The 18,181-nt window shown below is 60.4% G+C and carries 19 protein-coding genes; 9 read left to right on the top strand and 10 right to left on the bottom strand.

Annotated elements, in window-relative coordinates; genetic code table 11:
• Positions 1-70 precede the first annotated feature (70 nt).
• Genes rutF through rutA form a run of 5 tightly spaced genes read right to left on the bottom strand, consistent with a single transcriptional unit; the run spans position 71 to position 3,679 of the window.
• Entirely contained in the window at positions 71-613 is a 543-nt protein-coding gene (rutF, locus tag DW49_RS0102100) for an NADH-dependent FMN reductase RutF (RefSeq protein ID WP_005615269.1), read from the bottom strand.
• Between the two features lie 12 nt (positions 614-625).
• The gene (gene rutD, locus DW49_RS0102095; RefSeq protein WP_005615270.1) at positions 626-1,405 is read right to left on the bottom strand and encodes a pyrimidine utilization protein D; all 780 of its coding nucleotides are present in this window, start codon (positions 1,403-1,405) and stop codon (positions 626-628) included.
• Positions 1,406-1,462: 57 nt separating this feature from the next.
• Positions 1,463-1,846, bottom strand: coding sequence for a pyrimidine utilization protein C (gene rutC, locus DW49_RS0102090; RefSeq protein WP_005615273.1), 384 nt, complete (start codon positions 1,844-1,846; stop codon positions 1,463-1,465).
• A gap of 10 nt (positions 1,847-1,856) precedes the next feature.
• Complete coding sequence (gene rutB, locus DW49_RS0102085; protein WP_003379264.1) at positions 1,857-2,597, bottom strand: pyrimidine utilization protein B; 741 nt, start codon at positions 2,595-2,597, stop codon at positions 1,857-1,859.
• On the bottom strand, positions 2,597-3,679 hold the full coding sequence (gene rutA, locus DW49_RS0102080; protein WP_005615277.1) for a pyrimidine utilization protein A: 1,083 nt from the start codon (positions 3,677-3,679) through the stop codon (positions 2,597-2,599). Before rutA ends, rutB begins: the two co-directional genes overlap by 1 nt.
• A 259-nt stretch (positions 3,680-3,938) precedes the next feature.
• Between rutA and rutR the strand changes: the two genes are divergently transcribed.
• From rutR to DW49_RS0102050, 6 genes are all read left to right on the top strand, one after another.
• Entirely contained in the window at positions 3,939-4,667 is a 729-nt protein-coding gene (gene rutR / locus DW49_RS0102075; RefSeq protein ID WP_024421084.1) for a pyrimidine utilization regulatory protein R, read from the top strand.
• A 233-nt stretch (positions 4,668-4,900) separates the two neighbouring features.
• A complete protein-coding gene (locus tag DW49_RS0102070; protein ID WP_003379270.1) occupies positions 4,901-5,992 on the top strand; it encodes a BMP family ABC transporter substrate-binding protein in 1,092 nt (363 codons plus the stop codon).
• Positions 5,989-7,500 (top strand): ABC transporter ATP-binding protein, encoded by a 1,512-nt coding sequence (locus tag DW49_RS0102065; RefSeq protein ID WP_005615283.1) that lies wholly within the window; start codon positions 5,989-5,991, stop codon positions 7,498-7,500. Before DW49_RS0102070 ends, DW49_RS0102065 begins: the two co-directional genes overlap by 4 nt.
• The gene (locus tag DW49_RS0102060) at positions 7,493-8,614 is read left to right on the top strand and encodes an ABC transporter permease (RefSeq protein WP_024420333.1); all 1,122 of its coding nucleotides are present in this window, start codon (positions 7,493-7,495) and stop codon (positions 8,612-8,614) included. Before DW49_RS0102065 ends, DW49_RS0102060 begins: the two co-directional genes overlap by 8 nt.
• Positions 8,614-9,540 carry an ABC transporter permease gene (locus DW49_RS0102055; protein ID WP_005615289.1) on the top strand — a complete coding sequence of 309 codons (927 nt, stop codon included), beginning with the start codon at positions 8,614-8,616 and terminating at the stop codon, positions 9,538-9,540. Before DW49_RS0102060 ends, DW49_RS0102055 begins: the two co-directional genes overlap by 1 nt.
• A 113-nt stretch (positions 9,541-9,653) precedes the next feature.
• A complete protein-coding gene (locus DW49_RS0102050; protein WP_003379278.1) occupies positions 9,654-10,343 on the top strand; it encodes a YiaD family glycine zipper/OmpA-like lipoprotein in 690 nt (229 codons plus the stop codon).
• A 125-nt stretch (positions 10,344-10,468) separates the two neighbouring features.
• Here DW49_RS0102050 and DW49_RS0102045 read toward each other — a convergent pair whose 3' ends face one another.
• From DW49_RS0102045 to DW49_RS1000000129310, 3 genes are all read right to left on the bottom strand, one after another.
• The gene (locus DW49_RS0102045; RefSeq protein ID WP_005615292.1) at positions 10,469-11,374 is read right to left on the bottom strand and encodes an acyltransferase; all 906 of its coding nucleotides are present in this window, start codon (positions 11,372-11,374) and stop codon (positions 10,469-10,471) included.
• 64 nt (positions 11,375-11,438) lie between these two features.
• Positions 11,439-13,529, bottom strand: coding sequence for a phosphate acetyltransferase (gene pta, locus DW49_RS0102040; protein ID WP_005615294.1), 2,091 nt, complete (start codon positions 13,527-13,529; stop codon positions 11,439-11,441).
• A gap of 77 nt (positions 13,530-13,606) precedes the next feature.
• Positions 13,607-13,912, bottom strand: coding sequence for a DUF3565 domain-containing protein (locus DW49_RS1000000129310; RefSeq protein ID WP_161780180.1), 306 nt, complete (start codon positions 13,910-13,912; stop codon positions 13,607-13,609).
• 14 nt (positions 13,913-13,926) lie between these two features.
• Between DW49_RS1000000129310 and DW49_RS0102030 the strand changes: the two genes are divergently transcribed.
• From DW49_RS0102030 to DW49_RS0102020, 3 genes are all read left to right on the top strand, one after another.
• The gene (locus DW49_RS0102030) at positions 13,927-14,412 is read left to right on the top strand and encodes an FKBP-type peptidyl-prolyl cis-trans isomerase (RefSeq protein WP_005615295.1); all 486 of its coding nucleotides are present in this window, start codon (positions 13,927-13,929) and stop codon (positions 14,410-14,412) included.
• Positions 14,413-14,541: 129 nt separating this feature from the next.
• Positions 14,542-15,030, top strand: coding sequence for a glutathione peroxidase (locus DW49_RS0102025; protein WP_005615296.1), 489 nt, complete (start codon positions 14,542-14,544; stop codon positions 15,028-15,030).
• A gap of 181 nt (positions 15,031-15,211) precedes the next feature.
• On the top strand, positions 15,212-16,315 hold the full coding sequence (locus DW49_RS0102020; RefSeq protein WP_005615297.1) for an NADH:flavin oxidoreductase: 1,104 nt from the start codon (positions 15,212-15,214) through the stop codon (positions 16,313-16,315).
• On the opposite strand, the gene DW49_RS0102015 is transcribed toward DW49_RS0102020, so the two are convergent.
• Positions 16,284-17,495, bottom strand: a complete 1,212-nt coding sequence (locus tag DW49_RS0102015) for a glycosyltransferase family 4 protein (RefSeq protein WP_024420334.1) — start codon at positions 17,493-17,495, stop codon at positions 16,284-16,286. The two genes, DW49_RS0102020 and DW49_RS0102015, sit on opposite strands and share 32 nt — an antisense overlap.
• A 79-nt stretch (positions 17,496-17,574) precedes the next feature.
• Complete coding sequence (locus DW49_RS0102010; protein WP_005615300.1) at positions 17,575-17,874, bottom strand: hypothetical protein; 300 nt, start codon at positions 17,872-17,874, stop codon at positions 17,575-17,577.
• Positions 17,875-18,181 lie beyond the last annotated feature (307 nt).

The raw sequence follows: 18,181 nt of genomic DNA, 5'->3' as shown, positions 1-18,181 counted from the left end.
CTGCCTGAAAGGCAAGGCCTGCGGGTTTTCTGACGCCGCCAGCGCCAGCTGTAAAAGGCGCCGGGCACGTTCAGACAGCGGCAGCTGCGCCCGGCAAGTGATGGTATTGGCGGCCGAAATACAGCAGCGCGTCCGACGCATCCTGATGCCTGATATCCACCACTTGGCAAAAAAGGATGTCGTGGGTGCCGACGCTGACTGACTGGGTCACTTTGCAGTCCAGGGCCAGTTTGGCGCCTTCCAGCAGCGGCGCGCCGGTCACGCCGCTTTCCCAGTGGCCAGCGGCAAAGCGCTCCTCTTGTGAGGTCTTGCCGCCAAACAGGTTGGACAGCGCCTGCTGGCTGTTGCACAGCGTATTGACACACAGCGTGCCGTTGCCGATGAAGGATTCATACACCGACGCGCTGCGGTTGATGCAGACCAGCAGGGTTGGCGGCTGGTCGGTCACGCTGCACACCGCGGTTGCGGTAAAACCGGCGCGGCCGCTCTGGCCGTCAGTGGTAATGACATTGACCGCCGCTGCAAGGCTGGACATCGCGTCGCGGAACGCCAGTTGGCTGACCGAGGCGACGTCGGCGGATAACGTGGCGTGGGCTTCAGTTGTGGCTTGCATGGGTGAGTCCTTTCAGGTTTGTGCGCTGAGAAAATCGAGCAAGGCTCGCTGGAACGGCAGCGGGTCGCTGATGCTTGAGGCATGGCCGCCGTATTCCAGCAACACCAGTCTGGCATTCGGCAGCACTTCTGCCAGGTGCCGGGATTGTTGCCACGGCACGAGCATGTCATCGCGGTTGGCAATCAGCAGGGTCGGGGTCTGAATGCGCGCAAGCTCCGCTTCGATGTTGAATGTTTCCAGTGCATGGATGCGCCGCAGGAGGTTTTCGGTGTCAGGAAAATGCGCCAGCGCGTGGGCTTCATCGTCGGCCAGCCGCGCACTGTTGGCAGCGATCCAGTCAGCCGGGTACAGAAACAACGCCTGCGCCTGCACATAAGCCTGCGGCCCGCTGTTCAACAGCAGTTGCTTGCGTACTGAAAAACAGCGCGCGCTGTGCGGGTTCGGGCTGCTCCAGGCGTTGATCAGCACCTGGCTTTGCAGCAAGTGAGGGCGTAACAGCGCCAGTTCCAGCCCGACCAGCCCGCCCAGCGCATGCCCCATGAAGTGGCAGCGCTGAATGCCGAGCGAGTCGAGCAGGGCCAGCAATTCGACGGCCATGTGCCGGATTAAGTAATCCGCCGGCAGGGCCGCAGGGCTACGCCCGGTTCCGGCGTGGTCGTAGACCAGCACGTCATGGTCGCGGGTCAGCACCGCCAGGTCATCGGCCCAGTAACGGCTGGCCCCGCCCAACCCGGAGCTGAGCACCAACAGCGGCGCATCGGCAAGCTGACAACGATGGATTTCATGGAACATGCGCGTTCTCCGGGGTGGGCTTCAGGCCGGTTTCGAGATCGTTTGTGAGACCAGTGCTCAGCCGATGTGGGCGATGCTGGCGATTTCGATCAGGGCTTCGGGTTTCACCAGCCCGCACTGGATGCAGTAACGGGCCGGCTTCTCGCCTGCGAAGTATTCGGCGTACACCTCGTTGACCTTGGCGTAGTCGGCCCAGTCGCGAATCATGATCATGTTGAAGGTGACGTCATCCAGCGTGCCGCCCGCGGTTTCGACCACACTTTTGATGGTTTCCAGTACGTGCCGAGTCTGTGCGGTTGCGTCGCCGACGTGCACCACATTGTTGTCTTTGTCGAACGGCAAGGTGCCGGAGACATACAGCACGCCGTCGGCCATCGAGCCCGGCACGAATGGGGCAATGGGCTTGGTGGTGCCGGCAGGAATAATCGCTTTCTTGGTCATGCAAAGGTCCTCACGAAGGTTGCCCGACAGGGCTGAAAGTGGTGCAGAAGTCATCGACGCTGGATACCCAGCCGAAGAACGTTTCGATGTTGAACAGCGCGGCCTGCTGGGCGAATTCCGGACCTGCCTGATGGGTGGCATCTGCCAGCACCACACCGAAATACTCCAGGTGGAAGCCGTCACGCAGGGTCGATTCGACGCAGACATTGGTCGCAATGCCGGTGAACACCAGGTTGCGAATGCCGCGACTGCGCAGCACGCTGTCGAAACTTGAGTTGAAAAAGCCGCTGTAACGGATTTTCGGCACCACAATGTCGCCTGGCTCGGGCTTCAGTTCGTCGACCAGCTGATAGTCCCAGCCGCCCTTGGCCAGCAATTGCCCTTCGAGTTCCGGGCGTTTGCGCATGGTTTTCAGGGCGTTGGATTTGTGCCAGTTCGGCGAACCGGGGCCACCGGCCTCGACGTAGGCCGGGTCCCAGCCGTTCTGGAAAAAGATCACCGGCATGCCAGCGGCTCGTGCAGCGGCGCAGGCCCGCTTGATGTTGGCGATGACCGGCCCGGTGCTGCTGACATCAAACCCGGCCAGGTCCAGATAACCGCCGAGCGATGCGTAGGCATTCTGCATGTCGACCACCACCAGCGCCGTTTCACAACGTTTCATGCGCAGCGCTTCAGGGCGGGCCGGCAGCACGCGGGCAGGCTGGTCGTCCAGCGGCAGATCAACGCCTGCGATGCTCACTGGGGCGGTCATCACACCACCTCCTTGAGTTGGGTGATGTGCGTGCGACTGGTCATCAATGGCTGGATTTTCTGCCCGAAATCTTCGACGCCTTTGACAAAATCATCGAAGGTCAGCATCACGCCTTGAGTGCCCGGCACACTGGCGACTTCGTCGAGCATCTTCGCCACATTGGCCCAGGAGCCCACCAGCGTGCCCATATTGATATTGACCGCCGAGGTCGGGTCGGCCATTTGCCGCAGGTTCGAGCCAGCGCTCTTGTCCGCCGCGCCTTTTTCGCTCAGCCAGGCGATGGCCTCTTCGTCGGCGCCTGCTTTTATGTGCTCCCAGCGAGCCCGTGCGGCCTCATCGGTGTCGTCGGCGATAATCATGAACAGCACGCAGGAGGTCACATTGCGCCCGGTTTTTTCGTTGGCTTCGATCAGTTTCTGCGCGGTTGGCGCGAAGGCGGTGGGGGTGTTCACGCCTTTGCCGAAGCAGAAGTTGTAGTCGGCGTATTGCGCCGAAAACGCCATTCCGGCTTCGCTCTGGCCGGCGCAGATCAGCTTCATGTCGGCCTGCGGGCGCGGGCTCACGCGGCAGTCCTGCATGCTGAAATGTTCGCCCTTGAAGTCGCTGCTGCCGTTGGCCCACAGGTCGCGCAAGACCTGGGCGTATTCGGCGAGGTATTCGTAACGAGTATGGAAAAACTCGTCGCCGGGCCACAGGCCCATCTGCTCGTACTCAGGCTTTTGCCAGCCGGTGACCAGGTTGATCCCGAAGCGCCCGTTGGAGATCGAATCGATGGTCGAGGCCATGCGCGCGGCGATGGCAGGCGGGATGGTCAGAGTGGCCACGGTGGCGAACAGCTGGATTTTGCTGGTGACTGCAGCCAGCCCCGCCATCAGCGTGAAAGACTCCAGGTTGTGCTCCCAGAACTCGGTCTTGCCGCCGAAGCCGCGCAGTTTGATCATCGATAACGCAAAGTCGAAACCGTAGCTTTCGGCTGTCTGCACGATCTGTTTGTTCAGCTCGAACGTCGGCATGTACTGCGGTGCGTTGCTGGAAATCAGCCAGCCGTTGTTGCCGATGGGGATGAAGATACCGATGTCCATATGAGGCCTCTCTGCGTTGATCGATGCGTGCCAGAGCACTTGATCGATCGTTTGCATTAAGCGGGCCAATAATATTTGTTGTTTTTATTCAATCGGTTACAAATAAAAGTCGTTTTTAGCAGACCATTTGGTCTGAATCAGAGCACTTGGTTTGTGCAGGGCGCACGCAGATGGGGCAGGGTTGATCGGGCAGGGAATCCATATCGACAAAACAGCTGCGCCCGTTAAGATGCCCGCTCATTTCGGCATCACTGGATGGATGTGCGTGAACAAGAAACCTCCCGTGACGGAGCCCGCTATCAAGCGCGGACGCAAGGTCAAGCCCGAAACCGTGGTCAAGACCGCCCGTGAGCCCAGCGCCACTTCTCTGAAGCGGCGCATGCGCCTGATGGAAGGCAAACGCACGCTGATTCTCGATGCAGCGCTGGAGATCTTTTCCCGCTACGGCGTGCACGGCAGCAGCCTGGATCAGGTCGCGAGCCTGGCGGATGTGTCCAAGACCAACCTGCTGTATTACTTCAGCAGCAAGGACGACCTTTACCTGAATGTGCTGCGTCAGTTGCTTGAAGTCTGGCTCAGCCCGCTGGTGCATTTCACCGCCGACAAAGAGCCGGTGCAGGCCATCGGTGCTTATATCAAGGCCAAGCTTGAGATGTCTCGCGATCACCCGGCCGAGTCACGGCTGTTCTGCATGGAAGTGATGCAGGGCGCGCCGCTGATTCAGGGCGAGCTGCAGCACCCGTTGCGCGATACGGTGCAGGCCAAGGTTGCGGTGATCCAGCACTGGATCGACAGCGGCCAGTTGGCCCCCATCAACCCGCATCACCTGATTTTCACCTTGTGGGCGACTACTCAGCATTACGCTGACTTTCGCACTCAGGTCGAGGCCGTGACCGGCAGAACACTGGATGATCCAGTGTTTTTCGAGGAAGTGCTGGCCAGCCTGCGCAGCATGATCCTGGATGGCATCCTGCCGCGCACGGCCTGAAAAATTGCGCGTGCCCCGACACGCGCACCCCGGACGCGCAGCGAATGGGCGGCATGCACAAACCAAGTGCTCTGATTCAGACCATTTGATCTGTTTTCGGCTGGGCGATCGCGTCAGGTCGTTGTTGCATAGCGTTTTCCCGGTAGTGGCATGGATGCTGCTAAAGCCTGAGAGTCGGCCTCGTGATTGGCCACGTGCTGCCCTCATCGGTCATTACCCTCAGGAAAACGTCTATGTACAAGAAACTGTTGCCCGGGACATTGTGTGCGGCTGTAGCGTTCGGGGCCGCCGGCTTCGCTCAGGCCGAGGGTTTGACCCTCAAGGGGCCTGCGAAAATCGCCATGGTGTACATCAGCCCGCGCAATGACGGCGGCTGGACTCAGGCATTCGATGAGGCGCGGCTCAAGCTTGAAAAGGATCTGGACACAAAAATCCAGTTCGTGGAAAGCGTGCCCGAAAACGCTGCAGCCATTACGCCCGTTGTCGATCGTCTGATCGCGCGGGGTGCCAATGTGATTGTCGGCACCGCATTCGGTTATTCCGACACCTTCCTTGCGCTGGCGAAAAAATACCCAGACGTGGCCTTTCTGAACGGCTCGGGCACCACCAATGCGGCCAACCTCGAATCGTTTTATGGCCGTACCTACGAGAGCCAGTACCTGTGCGGTATGGCCGCAGGCGCTGCGTCGAAAACCGGCAAGCTGGGCTTCGTCGCTGCCAACCCGTTTGGCCAAGTCAACTGGACCATCAACGCCTACGAACTGGGCGCACGGCAGACCAACCCGAAAGCCACGGTCACGGTGATCTACACCGGCGCCTGGAACGACCCGGTCAAAGAGCGCGCCGCGACCATGGCGTTGATCGACAACGGTGTGGATGTGGTCGGCCAGCACGTCGACAGCCCGACGCCACAGATCGTCGCCCAGGAGCGCGGTATTCATGGCACCGGCCACCATCGCGACCTGAGCGAATTTGCCCCCAAAGCCACGGTCTGTTCGTCGGTCTGGGTCTGGGACCGCTTTCTCGGCCCTGAACTGAAGAAAATCATCGCCGGCAACTGGACCCCGGCCGCCAACGGCGCGCTGTTGTCGATGCAGCAGGGCGGTACTGATATCACCTTGACCGGCGACCCGATCATTTCCGCTGAAAACCGCAAGAAGATCGAAGCCGAGCGCGCCGAACTGCTGGCGGGCAAGAAAATCGTCTACAGCGGCCCGTTGGCGGACCGTGATGGCAAAGAGCGTGTTGCGGCCGGTCAGCAGTTGTCCGACCCGGACCTATGGAAAATGGACTGGTTTGTCGAAGGCGTGAAGACTCAGCAATGAGTCAAGTCAATGCGCTGCAACTGACCGGCATCAGCAAGTCGTTCGATGGTTTCAAGGCGCTGATCGACGCCGACTTCACCGCGTGTTGGGGCGAAGTGCACGCCCTGCTGGGCGAGAATGGTGCAGGCAAGTCCTCGCTGATGAACATCGCAGCAGGGCTGTATGCGCCGGAGACCGGCACGCTGATGCTCGACGACAACCCGGTTCAGCTTCAGGGGCCCAAGGACGCCAGCCGCTACCGGATCGGCATGGTTCACCAGCACTTCAAGCTGGTGAAGCCTTTTACGGTGGCGCAGAACATCCTGTTGGCGCTGCCCGAGCAACCCGGCGAAGGCAGTTATCGCAAGCGTCTGCGCGCGCTGGAGCAGGACATCGTCCGCAAGGCTGAAGAACTGGGCTTTGCGATTGACCCAAGCCGGGTCGTCGACAGCCTGTCGGTCGCCGAGCAGCAGCGCGTCGAGATTCTCAAAGTGCTGCTGGCCGGTGCCCGTATCCTGATTCTCGATGAGCCCACCGCTGTGCTGACCGATCAGGAGGCCGAGCGCTTGTTGTTGACCGTGCAAGCCTTTGCCCGGCAGGGCGCGGCGGTGATTCTGGTGACGCACAAGATGGCCGACGTCAAACGCTATGCCGACCGGGTCACGGTCATGCGTGGCGGGCGCACGATACAGACGCTTGATCCGCAGCGTGTCAGCGTCGAGCAACTGGTGCAGTTGACGGTGGGCGAGTCGGTGCCGGTCGCGGCCCATCATCCGGCGGTGCCTGGCGAGGTGCGCTTGCAGGTGAAGGATTTGCGCGGCGTCGGCGGCAGCGCACTGAACGGCGTGAACATGACCCTGCGCGCGGGGCAGATCTACGGCATCGCTGGTGTGGGCGGCAATGGTCAGGCGGAACTGGCCAACGCGCTGATGGGCTTGCCGCAAGCGACCGAGGGTGACATTCATCTGGCACCCTTCGGCGACCTGCGCAACGCCTCGGCCGAACAGCGTCGGCAATTGCGCATCGCTTCTATTCCGGCGGACCGCTACGGCGCAGCGTTGGCCGGTTCGCTGTCGGTGGCGGAGAACTTCGGCATCGGTAACATTCACAGCGGCCAGTACGGTTCGTTCTGGCGGCTGGGTTACAAACGTTTGAAGCAGGACGCGCAGCGTGCGGTCGAGTCGTTCGATGTGCAGGGCGTGCGTTCTCTCGATCAGAAAGCTGCACTGTTGTCGGGCGGCAACGCACAGAAACTGGTGATTGCCCGGGAATTCAGCCGCGACCCGCAACTGGTGCTGGTGCACAGCCCGAGCCGTGGCCTGGACGTACGCGCCACGCAAGCTGTGCACGACCGGCTGCGGGCGGCACGAGACGCAGGTGCTGCAGTGCTGGTGATCAGCGAAGACCTTGATGAAGTACTGGCCCTGGCTGACCGTATCGGTGTGATGAACGGCGGGCGCATCGTCGCCGAGTTCGATCATCCCGCCGACCGTCAGGCCATCGGCAAAGCGATGGTGAGCCATGACTGAACTCGTGCAACCCCCTTTGACGGCTCCGATAACAGCACGACAACCGTTGCTGGCAAGGCGTTACACGCTGGAACTCCGGCAGCAGACCGGTTGGCCCTTGCAGGCCCTGATTATTGCTCTGGCGTTGGTCGTCGGCCTGGCGATCTGCACCGCCATCCTGATTCTGGCGGGTGTGCCTGCGAGCGAACTGCTCAATGAATTCGTGGTTCAGACGGTATTCGATGCGCAAAACTTCAAGGCCGTGCTGTTTCAGGCCTCGCCGATGATCATGGTCGGCCTGGCCGGTTGCATGGCGTTTCGTGCGCGTTTCTGGAACCTGGGGCTGGAAGGCCAGATGATCTGGGGCGCGATTGGCGCCACGGCGATTTCACTGTTTCAGGTAGGGCCGGAGTTTTTGCGTCTGCCGCTGATGATGGCGGCAGCGGTAGTCTGCGGGTTGCTATGGAGCCTGGGGCCGGTGCTGTTGAAGCTCAAATGGCAGGTCAACGAGATCATCTCGACCCTGATGCTCAACTACATTGCCGCCAACTTCCTGCTGCATCTGGTGTATGGCAGCTGGAAAGACCCGCGAGACAACTTCCCGTACTCGCCTGCATTCCAGAGCTTCGAGCGTTTGCCCGATCTGTTTGCCGGGTACAACGCCGCCATTGTGCTGGCATTGCTGGTCACCGGTCTGACCCTGTGGTTCGTCGGCATTTCCCGCGCCGGCTTGTACCTGCGCTTTGTCGATGCCAACCCCAGGGTCGCCGGGGCCGTCGGCGTGCCGGTGCGCAAGATGATCATCGGCACTGTGTTGCTGTCTGGCGGCCTGGCGGGGCTGGCGGGTTTTGTCGTGACCTCGGGGCAGGAGGGCCGGCTGACTCAATCGTTCTATCAGGGCTACGGCTTTTCCGGGATTCTGATCGCCTTTCTGGCCCGCAACAACCCGGTCGCCGCCACGATTGTCGCGTTGCTGATTGCCATGTTGTTCGTCGCCGGGCGCAACTTGCAGGTGTTCTATCAGATTCCGTTTTCGATGGTGCAACTGATCCAGGCGATCCTGGTGATATGCGTTGCGTCGTCCGACTTTTTCATCCGCCATCGCCTGCGGCGCATTCAGGCAGGAGAACGTTGATGGAGCTTATTTCCCACTGGCTGGGCAGCGCGCCGGATTTCGCCGTGCCATTTGCGCTGGCCGCGCTGGGCCTGATCCTCATCGAACGCAGCGGTGTGCTGGCATTGGGGGTCGAGGGACTGATGCTGGTCGGCGCGCTGGCGGGCATCGGCATGCAGTTGAGCGTGGGGTCGCCGGGGCTTTCTTTGCTGGCGTCGATGGCGGCGGCGGGTGTGGTGTCGTTGCTGTTTGCACTGATGGTGCTGGTGCTACGCATCAATCAGGTGATCGCCGGGCTGGCGCTGGTGTTCTTTTGCCAGGGGCTGACCGGGTTGCTGGGCACGTTACTCGGCTGGACCAATCGCCCGGTCAGTGGCTTGCAGGCGGTCGAGCTGTGGCCGTTGTCCGAGCTGCCGGTGGTGGGCAAGTTGTTTGTCCAGAACCCTTTGGTGTACCTGACCGTGGTGATCGTCATTGCGGTGGTCTGGCTGCTTGATCGCACCCGCACCGGGTTGCGCTTGCGTGCGGTCGGCGAAAACCCCCAGGCCGCCGATGCGGCGGGTATCTCGGTGTTGGGTTATCGCCTGGCGGCAATTGTGGCGGGGTCGGCGTTGATGGGGCTGGCTGGGGGTTTTATTGCTGTGCTGAGCACCAAGATGTGGATCGCGGACATGACCGGCGGGCGCGGCTGGATTGCGGTGTCGCTGGTGATCTTCGCGCGCTGGTCGCCATGGCGTGCGCTGGCCGGTGCATTGCTGTTCGGCGGTATCGAAGCGCTGATTCCGCAACTGGCGGCGATGGGTGTGCGTCTGCCTCAGTATTTTGTGCTGATGACGCCGTACGCGGTCACGTTGCTGGTGATGGTCTGGGTGGCGAGCGCCAAGCGTCAATCCATGAGCCAGCCGGGCGCTTTGGGCGAGCCTTTCATTCGCGAGGAACGACGCTGACCAACAGGCCTTGAAGCCTGTACGGCGGGCGGTTCAGCCGGGGTTAAGGAATTTTTGACAGTCGGCATGCTCTAATCCGCTTATTAGCGTTCGTCAAAACCAGGAGCTCCTGAATGTTTACCTCGCGTCGTTTGATCATTGTTGCCACTGCCGTCGCCTTGCTTTCCGGCTGTGCGACCTCCAACCCGTATGACAATCAAGGCCAGGCGCAAAGCTCCGGAGGCATGAGCAAAACGGCCAAATACGGCGGGCTCGGCGCCTTGGCCGGTGCGGTAGCCGGTGCGGCCATCGACCATAACAACCGTGGCAAAGGCGCACTGATCGGCGCAGCCGTTGCGGGCGCTGCGTCGGCAGGTTATGGCTATTACGCTGACAAACAGGAAGCAGCACTGCGCGCGAGCATGGCCAACACCGGCGTCGAAGTGCAGCGTCAGGGGGATCAGATCAAGTTGATCATGCCGGGCAACATCACCTTCGCGACCGACTCCTCGGCCATTGCCAGCAGCTTCTACTCGCCGCTGAACAACCTGGCGAACTCGCTCAAGCAGTTCAACCAGAACAACATTGAAATCATCGGCTACACCGACAGCACCGGCAGCCGTCAGCACAACATGGACCTGTCGCAACAACGTGCTCAAAGCGTAGCGACCTACCTGACCTCCCAGGGTGTCGACCAATCTCACCTGTCAGTCCGTGGCGCAGGCCCCGACCAACCGATCGCCAGCAACGCCGACGCCAACGGCCGCGCCCAGAACCGTCGCGTCGAGGTCAACCTCAAGCCGATTCCGGGTCAGCAGTACTGATCAACATAGAGTATGGGGCTAAGTGGGAGCGAGCTTGCTCGCGAAGGCGATGGCTGAAACGCGAGGTTTGCGGCGGGCGGCCTTGATGGCCTCTTCGCGAGCAAGCTCGCTCTCACAAGTCACTATCAATGCTGCGCCGGATACTGCTCATGCAGTCTGTCCAGCAGGCTGTCTTTCTCTTCCCATAACGCATTGATCCACTGCTGGAATTCCAGGCGGTATTCGCCGTCCTGGTCGTAGTTCTTGCCGAGGAACTGCGGAGGGATTCTGATCTCTTCAAAGTGGGCGACCACGTCCTTCACGTTGCCGCACAGCAGGTCCCAGTAACCAGGTTGGCCGCCCGGATAGTGGATGGTCACGTTGATGATCGATTCCAGCTGTTCACCCATCGCGTCCAGCACGAAGGCGATGCCGCCCGCCTTGGGTTTGAGCAGGTGGCGAAAGGGCGACTGCTGTTGCGCGTGCTTGCCGGCGGTGAAGCGTGTGCCCTCGGCGAAGTTGAAAATCCCCACTGGGTTGTGGCGAAATTTTGCGCAGGTGCGGCGGGTGGTTTCCAGGTCCTTGCCTTTCTTTTCCGGGTGTTTCGCCAGGTAGGCCTTGGAGTAGCGCTTCATGAACGGAAAGCCCAGGGCCCACCACGCCAGGCCAATCACCGGGACCCAGATCAGTTCCTGCTTGAGGAAGAACTTCAGCGGACGAATGCGCCGGTTGAGCACGTATTGCAGCACCATGATGTCGACCCAGCTCTGGTGGTTGCTGGTGACCAGGTACGAATGTTTGTAATCGAGCCCCTCCAGCCCGCTCAGGTGCCAACGGGTGTGGCACAGCAGTCTGATCCAGGCGTTGTTGGTGCCGATCCAGGTTTCATGAATATGGCTCATCAGCCAGTCGGTGAAACGCTGAGCGGCGGAAAAGGGCAGGCAGATCTTGAGCAGGGTGACCGCGAACAGCACCGTGCAACAGACGATGGTGTTAAGCGCCAACAGCAGCGAGGCAATGACGCCGCGCAATGGGGCAGGCAGGAAATCCATGAGGGACAAGGCTCCGCAAAGTGGTCCGACGCCGCAGGTGGGCCTGTGGCGTCGTCAGGTTGTATCAGGAAAGTGTGTCGGCCTGTATCGCCGTCAGTGCGATGGTGTAGACGATGTCATCGACCTGCGCGCCACGTGGCAGGTCGTTCACCGGTTTGCGCAGGCCTTGCAGCATCGGGCCCAGGCTTACACAGTCGGCGCTGCGTTGCACCGCCTTGTAGGTGGTGTTGCCAGTATTGAGGTCGGGGAACACGAACACATTGGCGCGTCCTGCCACCGGGCTGTCCGGGGCCAGTTGGCGGGCGACGTGTTCATTGGCGGCGGCATCATACTGCAGCGGCCCGTCGATCAACAGATCGCGGCGGGTTTCGCGTGCCAGTTGCGTTGCCTCGCGGACCTTCTCGACTTCTTCGCCACTGGCCGAATTGCCGCTGGAATAACTGATCATCGCCACACGCGGCGAGATACCGAACGCAGTGGCCGAATCGGCGCTTTGCAGGGCGATCTCGGACAGTTCGCTGGCGCTTGGGTGCGGGTTCATGATGCAGTCGCCATACATCAGCACCTGCTCGGGAAACAGCATGAAAAACACTGACGACACCAGCGTGCAGCCCGGCGCAGTCTTGATCAGTTGCAGGGCAGGGCGGATGGTGTTGGCCGTGGAATGAACCACGCCGGACACCAGCCCGTCCACTTCATCCAGCGCCAGCATCACCGTGCCGATCACTACAGGGTCTTCAAGTTGTTGCTCGGCCATCGGCGCGTTCAGGCTTTTGCTCTTGCGCAGTTCGACCATCGGCGCGACATAGCGCTCGCGAATCAGGTCCGGGTCGAGAATCTCCAGCCCCGGTGGCAGCTCGATGCCGTGCGCCTGCGCAACCGCCTGTACTTCTTCGGGCCTGGCCAGCAACACACAGCGAGCGATACCGCGCGCCTGGCAAATGGCAGCAGCCTGAATAGTCAGCGGTTCGTTGCCTTCGGGCAGCACGATACGTTTGTTGGCTGCCTGGGCGCGTTGTATCAATTGATAGCGGAACACCGCAGGTGACAGGCGCAGCTCTCGCGGGGTACCGCAGCGCTGGTGCAGCCAGCTGGCGTCCAGATGACTGGCAACGAAGTCGGTGATGATTTCCGCGCGCTCGCGGTCATCGATGGGGATTTCCTTGTTCAACTGATTGAGGCGGTTGGCCGTGTCATAGGAACCAGTGCTGACCGACAGCACCGGCAGGCCAGCCTGAAGCGCGCCCCGGCACAGTTCCATGATGCGCGGGTCGGGCACGGTATCGCTGGTCAACAACAGGCCTGCCAGCGGTACGCCATTGATCGCTGCCAGGCTCACGGCCAGGATGATGTCGTCGCGGTCGCCCGGGGTTACGACCAACACGCCGGGCTTGAGCAGCGGCACGGTATTGAGCACCGTGCGCGCGCAGATGATGATTCTCGACATGCGCCGTTGATCATAGTCGCCCGCATTCAGCACCTGAGCGCCCAGCAATTCGGCCACATCACGGGTACGCGGCGCATTGAGTTCGGCGCGGTAGGGAATGCAGCCCAACAGCCGGAAATCGCCGTTACGCAGCAGCGGCGAATGTTCTTTAAGGCGCGCAGCAAAGACTTCCATGCTTTCTTCGGTGCGCACCTTATTGAGGATGACGCCCAATACTTTCGGGTCCTTGGGGCCGCCAAACAGCTGCGCCTGCAGCTCGACCCTTCCCGACAGCTCGGTCAGCACTTCGTTTTCCGGTGCGGAAACCAGAATGACTTCGGCGTCCAGGCTCTTGGCCAGGTGCAGGTTGACCCGTGCGGCATAGCTCGCGCTGCGGGTCGGCACCATGCCTTCGACCACCAGTACATCCTTGCCGACGGCTGCCTGCTGATAAAGATTGATGATTTCTTCGAGCAGTTCGTCCAGCTGACCGTCGCCCAGCATGCGTTCGACGTGCGCCAGCCCCAGCGGTTTGGGCGGTTTCAGGCCGTGAGTACGGGCCATCAGCTCGGTCGAGCGTTCGGGGCCGAGATCGCCGGGGTGCGGCTGCGCTATCGGTTTGAAGAAACCTACCTTCAAGCCCGCGCGCTCAAGCGTGCGCACCAGGCCCAGGCTAATGGAGGTCAACCCCACACCAAAATCCGTGGGGGCAATGAAAAACGTCTGCATACGGGGTTCTCGATTGGGCAGTGCAAGGGGCGCAGCAGACATGGAACAGCGGCCGGCCAAAAAAGTCAGGAAATCGTCTAACGCGAGTTCTCGGTGCCAAGACTATCGTTATCTGCGGCGTTCGCACACCAGCCGCAACAAAGCGTCTGACCTTTCATCAGTTGACGCTGTACAGGGTCCAGAACCCAGGCGCGCGACTGCCATGGCGGCTGATGGCGCAGGTGCTGAGTGTGGCCGCACGAAAGCAGCACAAACCAGTGTCCTTCTTCATCCTGGCTGAAGCCGATAACCGTTGAACTTTCCAATCTGGGCCGTCTGTCAGAGTTGCGTTCGCTTTCGGGCGATTGCTTGGTTAAACTTGCTCGTTCTTCAATCTTAAGCAAAAGGTCTTGTCCCCATGCCGATCGCCGCCAATAAGGCTGTCTCCATTGACTATACCCTGACCAACGACGCTGGTGAGGTCATCGACAGCTCTGCCGGTGGTGCGCCGCTGGTTTACCTGCAAGGTGCAGGCAACATCATTCCGGGCCTGGAAAAAGCCCTGGAAGGCAAGGAAGTCGGCGACGAGCTGAAAGTTGCCGTCGAGCCGGAAGACGCCTACGGTGAATACTCCGCCGAACTGGTCAGCACCCTGAGCGCCAGCATGTTCGAAGGTGTCGACAAGCTTAAAGTCGGCATGCAGTTCCACGCTTCGGGTCCGGAAAACGGCACGCAGATCGTGACCATCCGCGATCTGGATGGCGATGACGTAACTGTTGACGGCAACCACCCGCTCGCAGGTCAGCGCCTGAACTTCGACGTTAAAGTTGTGGCTATTCGCGACGCCAGTGAAGAAGAAATGGCTCACGGCCATGTTCACGGTGAAGGCGGTCATCAACACTGATTTGTGCTGCTAGGCTCAGGTCACTGAAAAGGCGCCCTGGCTGTTCTGCGATGACGACTTTCGTTGCGCGTTCGGTCATGGTGCCTTTTCAGGTTGTGGCCAGGGTTATTTGTTTCAAAAGGGGTTCTCATGAGTGCTTTTCACGACATCAGATTGAAAGCGCTGGGTGGTCAGGAACTGCCGCTGGCGGATTTCAAGAACAAGGTGGTTCTGGTCGTCAACGTCGCCTCCAAATGCGGGCTCACGCCGCAGTACGCAGCACTTGAAAACCTGTATCAGCAATACCGGGACAAGGGTTTGGTGATATTGGGCCTGCCCTGCAACCAGTTTGCGGGTCAGGAACCCGGCACCGAGCAGGAAATCGCCGAATTCTGTCAGCTCAATTACGGCGTGACTTTCCCGTTGGGCGAAAAGCTCGACGTCAACGGGCCGAACCGCCATTCGCTTTATCGCTTGCTGGCGGGCGAGGGTGCGGAGTTTCCAGGGGACATCACCTGGAATTTCGAAAAGTTTCTGGTGGGCAAAAACGGTGGGGTCAGCGCACGGTTCTCGCCGCGTACTGCACCGGACGATCCTGCAGTGATCCAGGCCATCGAAAAGGCCTTGGCGCACAGCTGATTGCATGGCCTGGGCAGCCTGTTGCGCCTGCCCGGCTATCTTGCGCTGAATTCAAGCTTCTTGACTCAAATAAGCGGGATGAATAGTACTGGGCTCTAACTGATGCCCGGCGATATTCTGCGCGCCTGATCTGGCGCATGTCGCCGTACAGCCATCGACCCTTTTTCTCGTGGAGTCCCGCATGTCGGCTGCAGCCTTGTTCACACCTTTTCGTCTGGGCGGTCTGGAACTGTCGTCGCGCGTAGTTATGGCGCCCATGACCCGTTCGTTCTCGCCGGGGCATGTGCCCAACTCGAAAGTCATCGAGTATTACCGTCGCCGGGCGGCGGCCGGTGTAGGGCTGATCATTACCGAAGGCACGACGGTCAATCACCCGGCGTCCAACGGCTATCCCAACGTTCCGCAGTTTTTTGGCGATGCGCCGCTGGCCGGCTGGAAGAAAGTAGTGGATGCAGTGCACGCCGAGGGCGGCAAAATCGCCCCGCAGCTCTGGCATGTGGGTGCTGTCCGTCGTCTGGGCACCGAACCCGACGGCAGCATCCCGGCGTATGGCCCGATGGAGAAGGTCAAGGACGGCCAGGTGCTGGTGCACGGTATGAGTAAACAGGATATCGATGAGGCCGTTGCAGCCTTTGCCCAGGCCGCAGCCGATGCCAAGGCGATTGGCATGGACGGCGTCGAAATTCATGGGGCTCACGGTTATCTGGTCGATCAGTTCTTCTGGGAGGGCAGCAACCAGCGCAGTGACGAGTACGGCGGCAGCCTGGCCAATCGTTCACGATTTGCCATTGAGCTGATCAAGGCCGTGCGCGCTGCTGTTGGGCCGGACTACCCGATCATCTTCCGTTTCTCACAGTGGAAACAGCAGGATTACAGCGCACGGCTGGTGCAGACACCTGAGGCGTTGGGCGAATTCCTGCAACCGCTGTCCGATGCCGGCGTGGACATCTTCCACTGTTCTACCCGGCGTTTCTGGGAGCCCGAGTTCGAAGGCTCCGAGCTGAACCTGGCGGGCTGGACGCGCGAGCTGACTGGCAAACCGACGATCACAGTCGGCAGCGTCGGGCTGGATGGCGAGTTTCTGCAGTTCATGGTCAATACCGACAAGGTCGCGCAACCCGCCAGTCTCGAACACCTGCTGGAGCGGCTGGGCAACGACGAGTTTGATCTGGTGGCGGTAGGGCGTGCGCTGCTGGTCGACCCGGACTGGGCGCTGAAAGTCCGCGAAGGCCGTGAGCAGGACATCCTGCCGTTCAGTCGAGAGGCACTGACGACACTGGTCTGATGGTCTTGTCGTTTGTCTGCCTGAGCGTTTTGCTGCTTTCGTTCGGGCAGGCGTCACGCAACTGTCGCTCGAACTGATCGATGATAGCCGTCCAGCCTTGGCGGCTGGCGTGCTGCCTGGCGTTCAAGCGCACTCGTCGCAGGTTTTCACTGTCTTCAAGCAGCCAGCGTGCCGCGTCCACAAAAGCCGTTTCGTCGCCCGGCATCGCCAGCGCGCCGTTGTGGCCGTGGCGAATATGCTGGCCGGCAGCGGCTTCGTCATAGGCAACGACGCCCAGCCCTGATGCCAATGCTTCCAGCACCACGTTGCCAAAGGTTTCGGTCAGGCTCGGGAACAGAAACATATCGGCCGAGGCGTAGTGCGTCGCCAGCACTTCGCCGCGCAGCGTGCCGCAGAAGATCGCATCCGGAATCTGCTGCTCAAGCTCGCTGCGCTGAGGCCCATCGCCGACGACGATCAGCTTGATGGTGCGTTGCGGATAACTGTTCTTGAGCGCCTCGAAACCAGTCTTGAGCAGCCCGAGGTTTTTTTCCGGCGCAAGGCGACCGACATGGATGACCCCGATATCCCCTGTTTGCAGGCCCCAGCTTTCGCGTAATGCCTGCGAACACCGGGAGGGGTTGAACAGTTGGCTGTCGACGCCGCGAGACAGCAGCTCGATCCTTTCAAAGCCACGCCGCTCCAGCTCGACCTTCTGGCTGACGCTCGGCACCAGCGTGACGCGCGAACGGTTGTGAAACCAGCGCAGGTAGTGGGTCAGCAGGCGGGTGATGAACCCCATGCCGTATTGCTGCGTGTATTGCGGAAAATTGGTATGAAAGCCGCTGATCACCGCAATCCCCAGGCGCCGCGCTGCCCGCAGTGCCGACAGCCCCAGCGGGCCTTCAGTGGCGATGTACAACACGTCAGGCCGGCGCCGCTGCCAGCGTCGCAACAGCTTGTGCATCGAAGACTGACCCCACTGCAGCCCCGGGTAACCCGGTATCGGCCAGCCCCGGCACAGCACCAGGTCATCGGCAACCCCGGAGTTGATCTCGTCGCTCTGGCGCGGCCGAACCAGCTCGACCCGATGCCCGCGCAACCGCAACCCGTCACAAAGTCGCCCCAAGGTATTGGCAACGCCGTTGATCTCGGGAGTAAAGGTTTCAGTGATCAGGGTGACATTAAGAATCTGGCTCATGAGAGCAGTTTCGGCTGGTGATATTTCGATTATGTGGCGGTTGTGTGAACTTCAATGGCTTCATCGCAACCGCGAAGGTTTATTTCAACCGGCGATTTTGCGGGTCGGCGATTCGCTCCATCGCCGCTGGTCTCGGGAGAAAGTCCTTGTCGTTGATGACAGAGGTGCGTTGTTCAAGGCTCATGTTGTTCATAAAAAAGGTCGAGCGTGGCAGGTCCTGTTTGCCCAGCGTTGCAGATTCGCTCGCCGTAAGGTCTCCGACCCTTTGGCTCAATATCTGAGCAAACCTATCTGATCGCGATTGCGGGATGGTCTCGAGACCGGCAGGTCGGGTGGTGTTGATTGCTCTGGCTGTTGCGGTATTTACGGTGTTTTCCATTGCTCTACAGTTCCTATTGTTTAGCGACAACAGAGCAAGCGCAATGCCAATATGGATAATTGGTTTGGTCCTACACACTTGAGTCAAGCGGGCGGGATGCTGATTTAGTTCGCCTACAGAAACGGACTACATAACACTTTTTGAAACGCTGGCAACGTGTGGTCTTTAGCGGCAACGGTTTGCCGGCAGCCAGTTATAAGCTGGCGGCGGCAAAAACTGAGCGCAACACCTGACCAATCCGGTACGGTGAACCTATGTCATATCATGAACTCAGCATTGAAGAACGCATCACGATCCAGTTTGGCCA

This window comes from Pseudomonas avellanae BPIC 631 (genome assembly GCF_000444135.1).
GTDB classification, from domain to species: Bacteria; Pseudomonadota; Gammaproteobacteria; order Pseudomonadales; family Pseudomonadaceae; genus Aquipseudomonas; species Aquipseudomonas avellanae.
The sequence above is the reverse complement of the archived record's forward strand: the minus strand, read 5'-3'. Positions and strand labels throughout refer to the sequence as shown.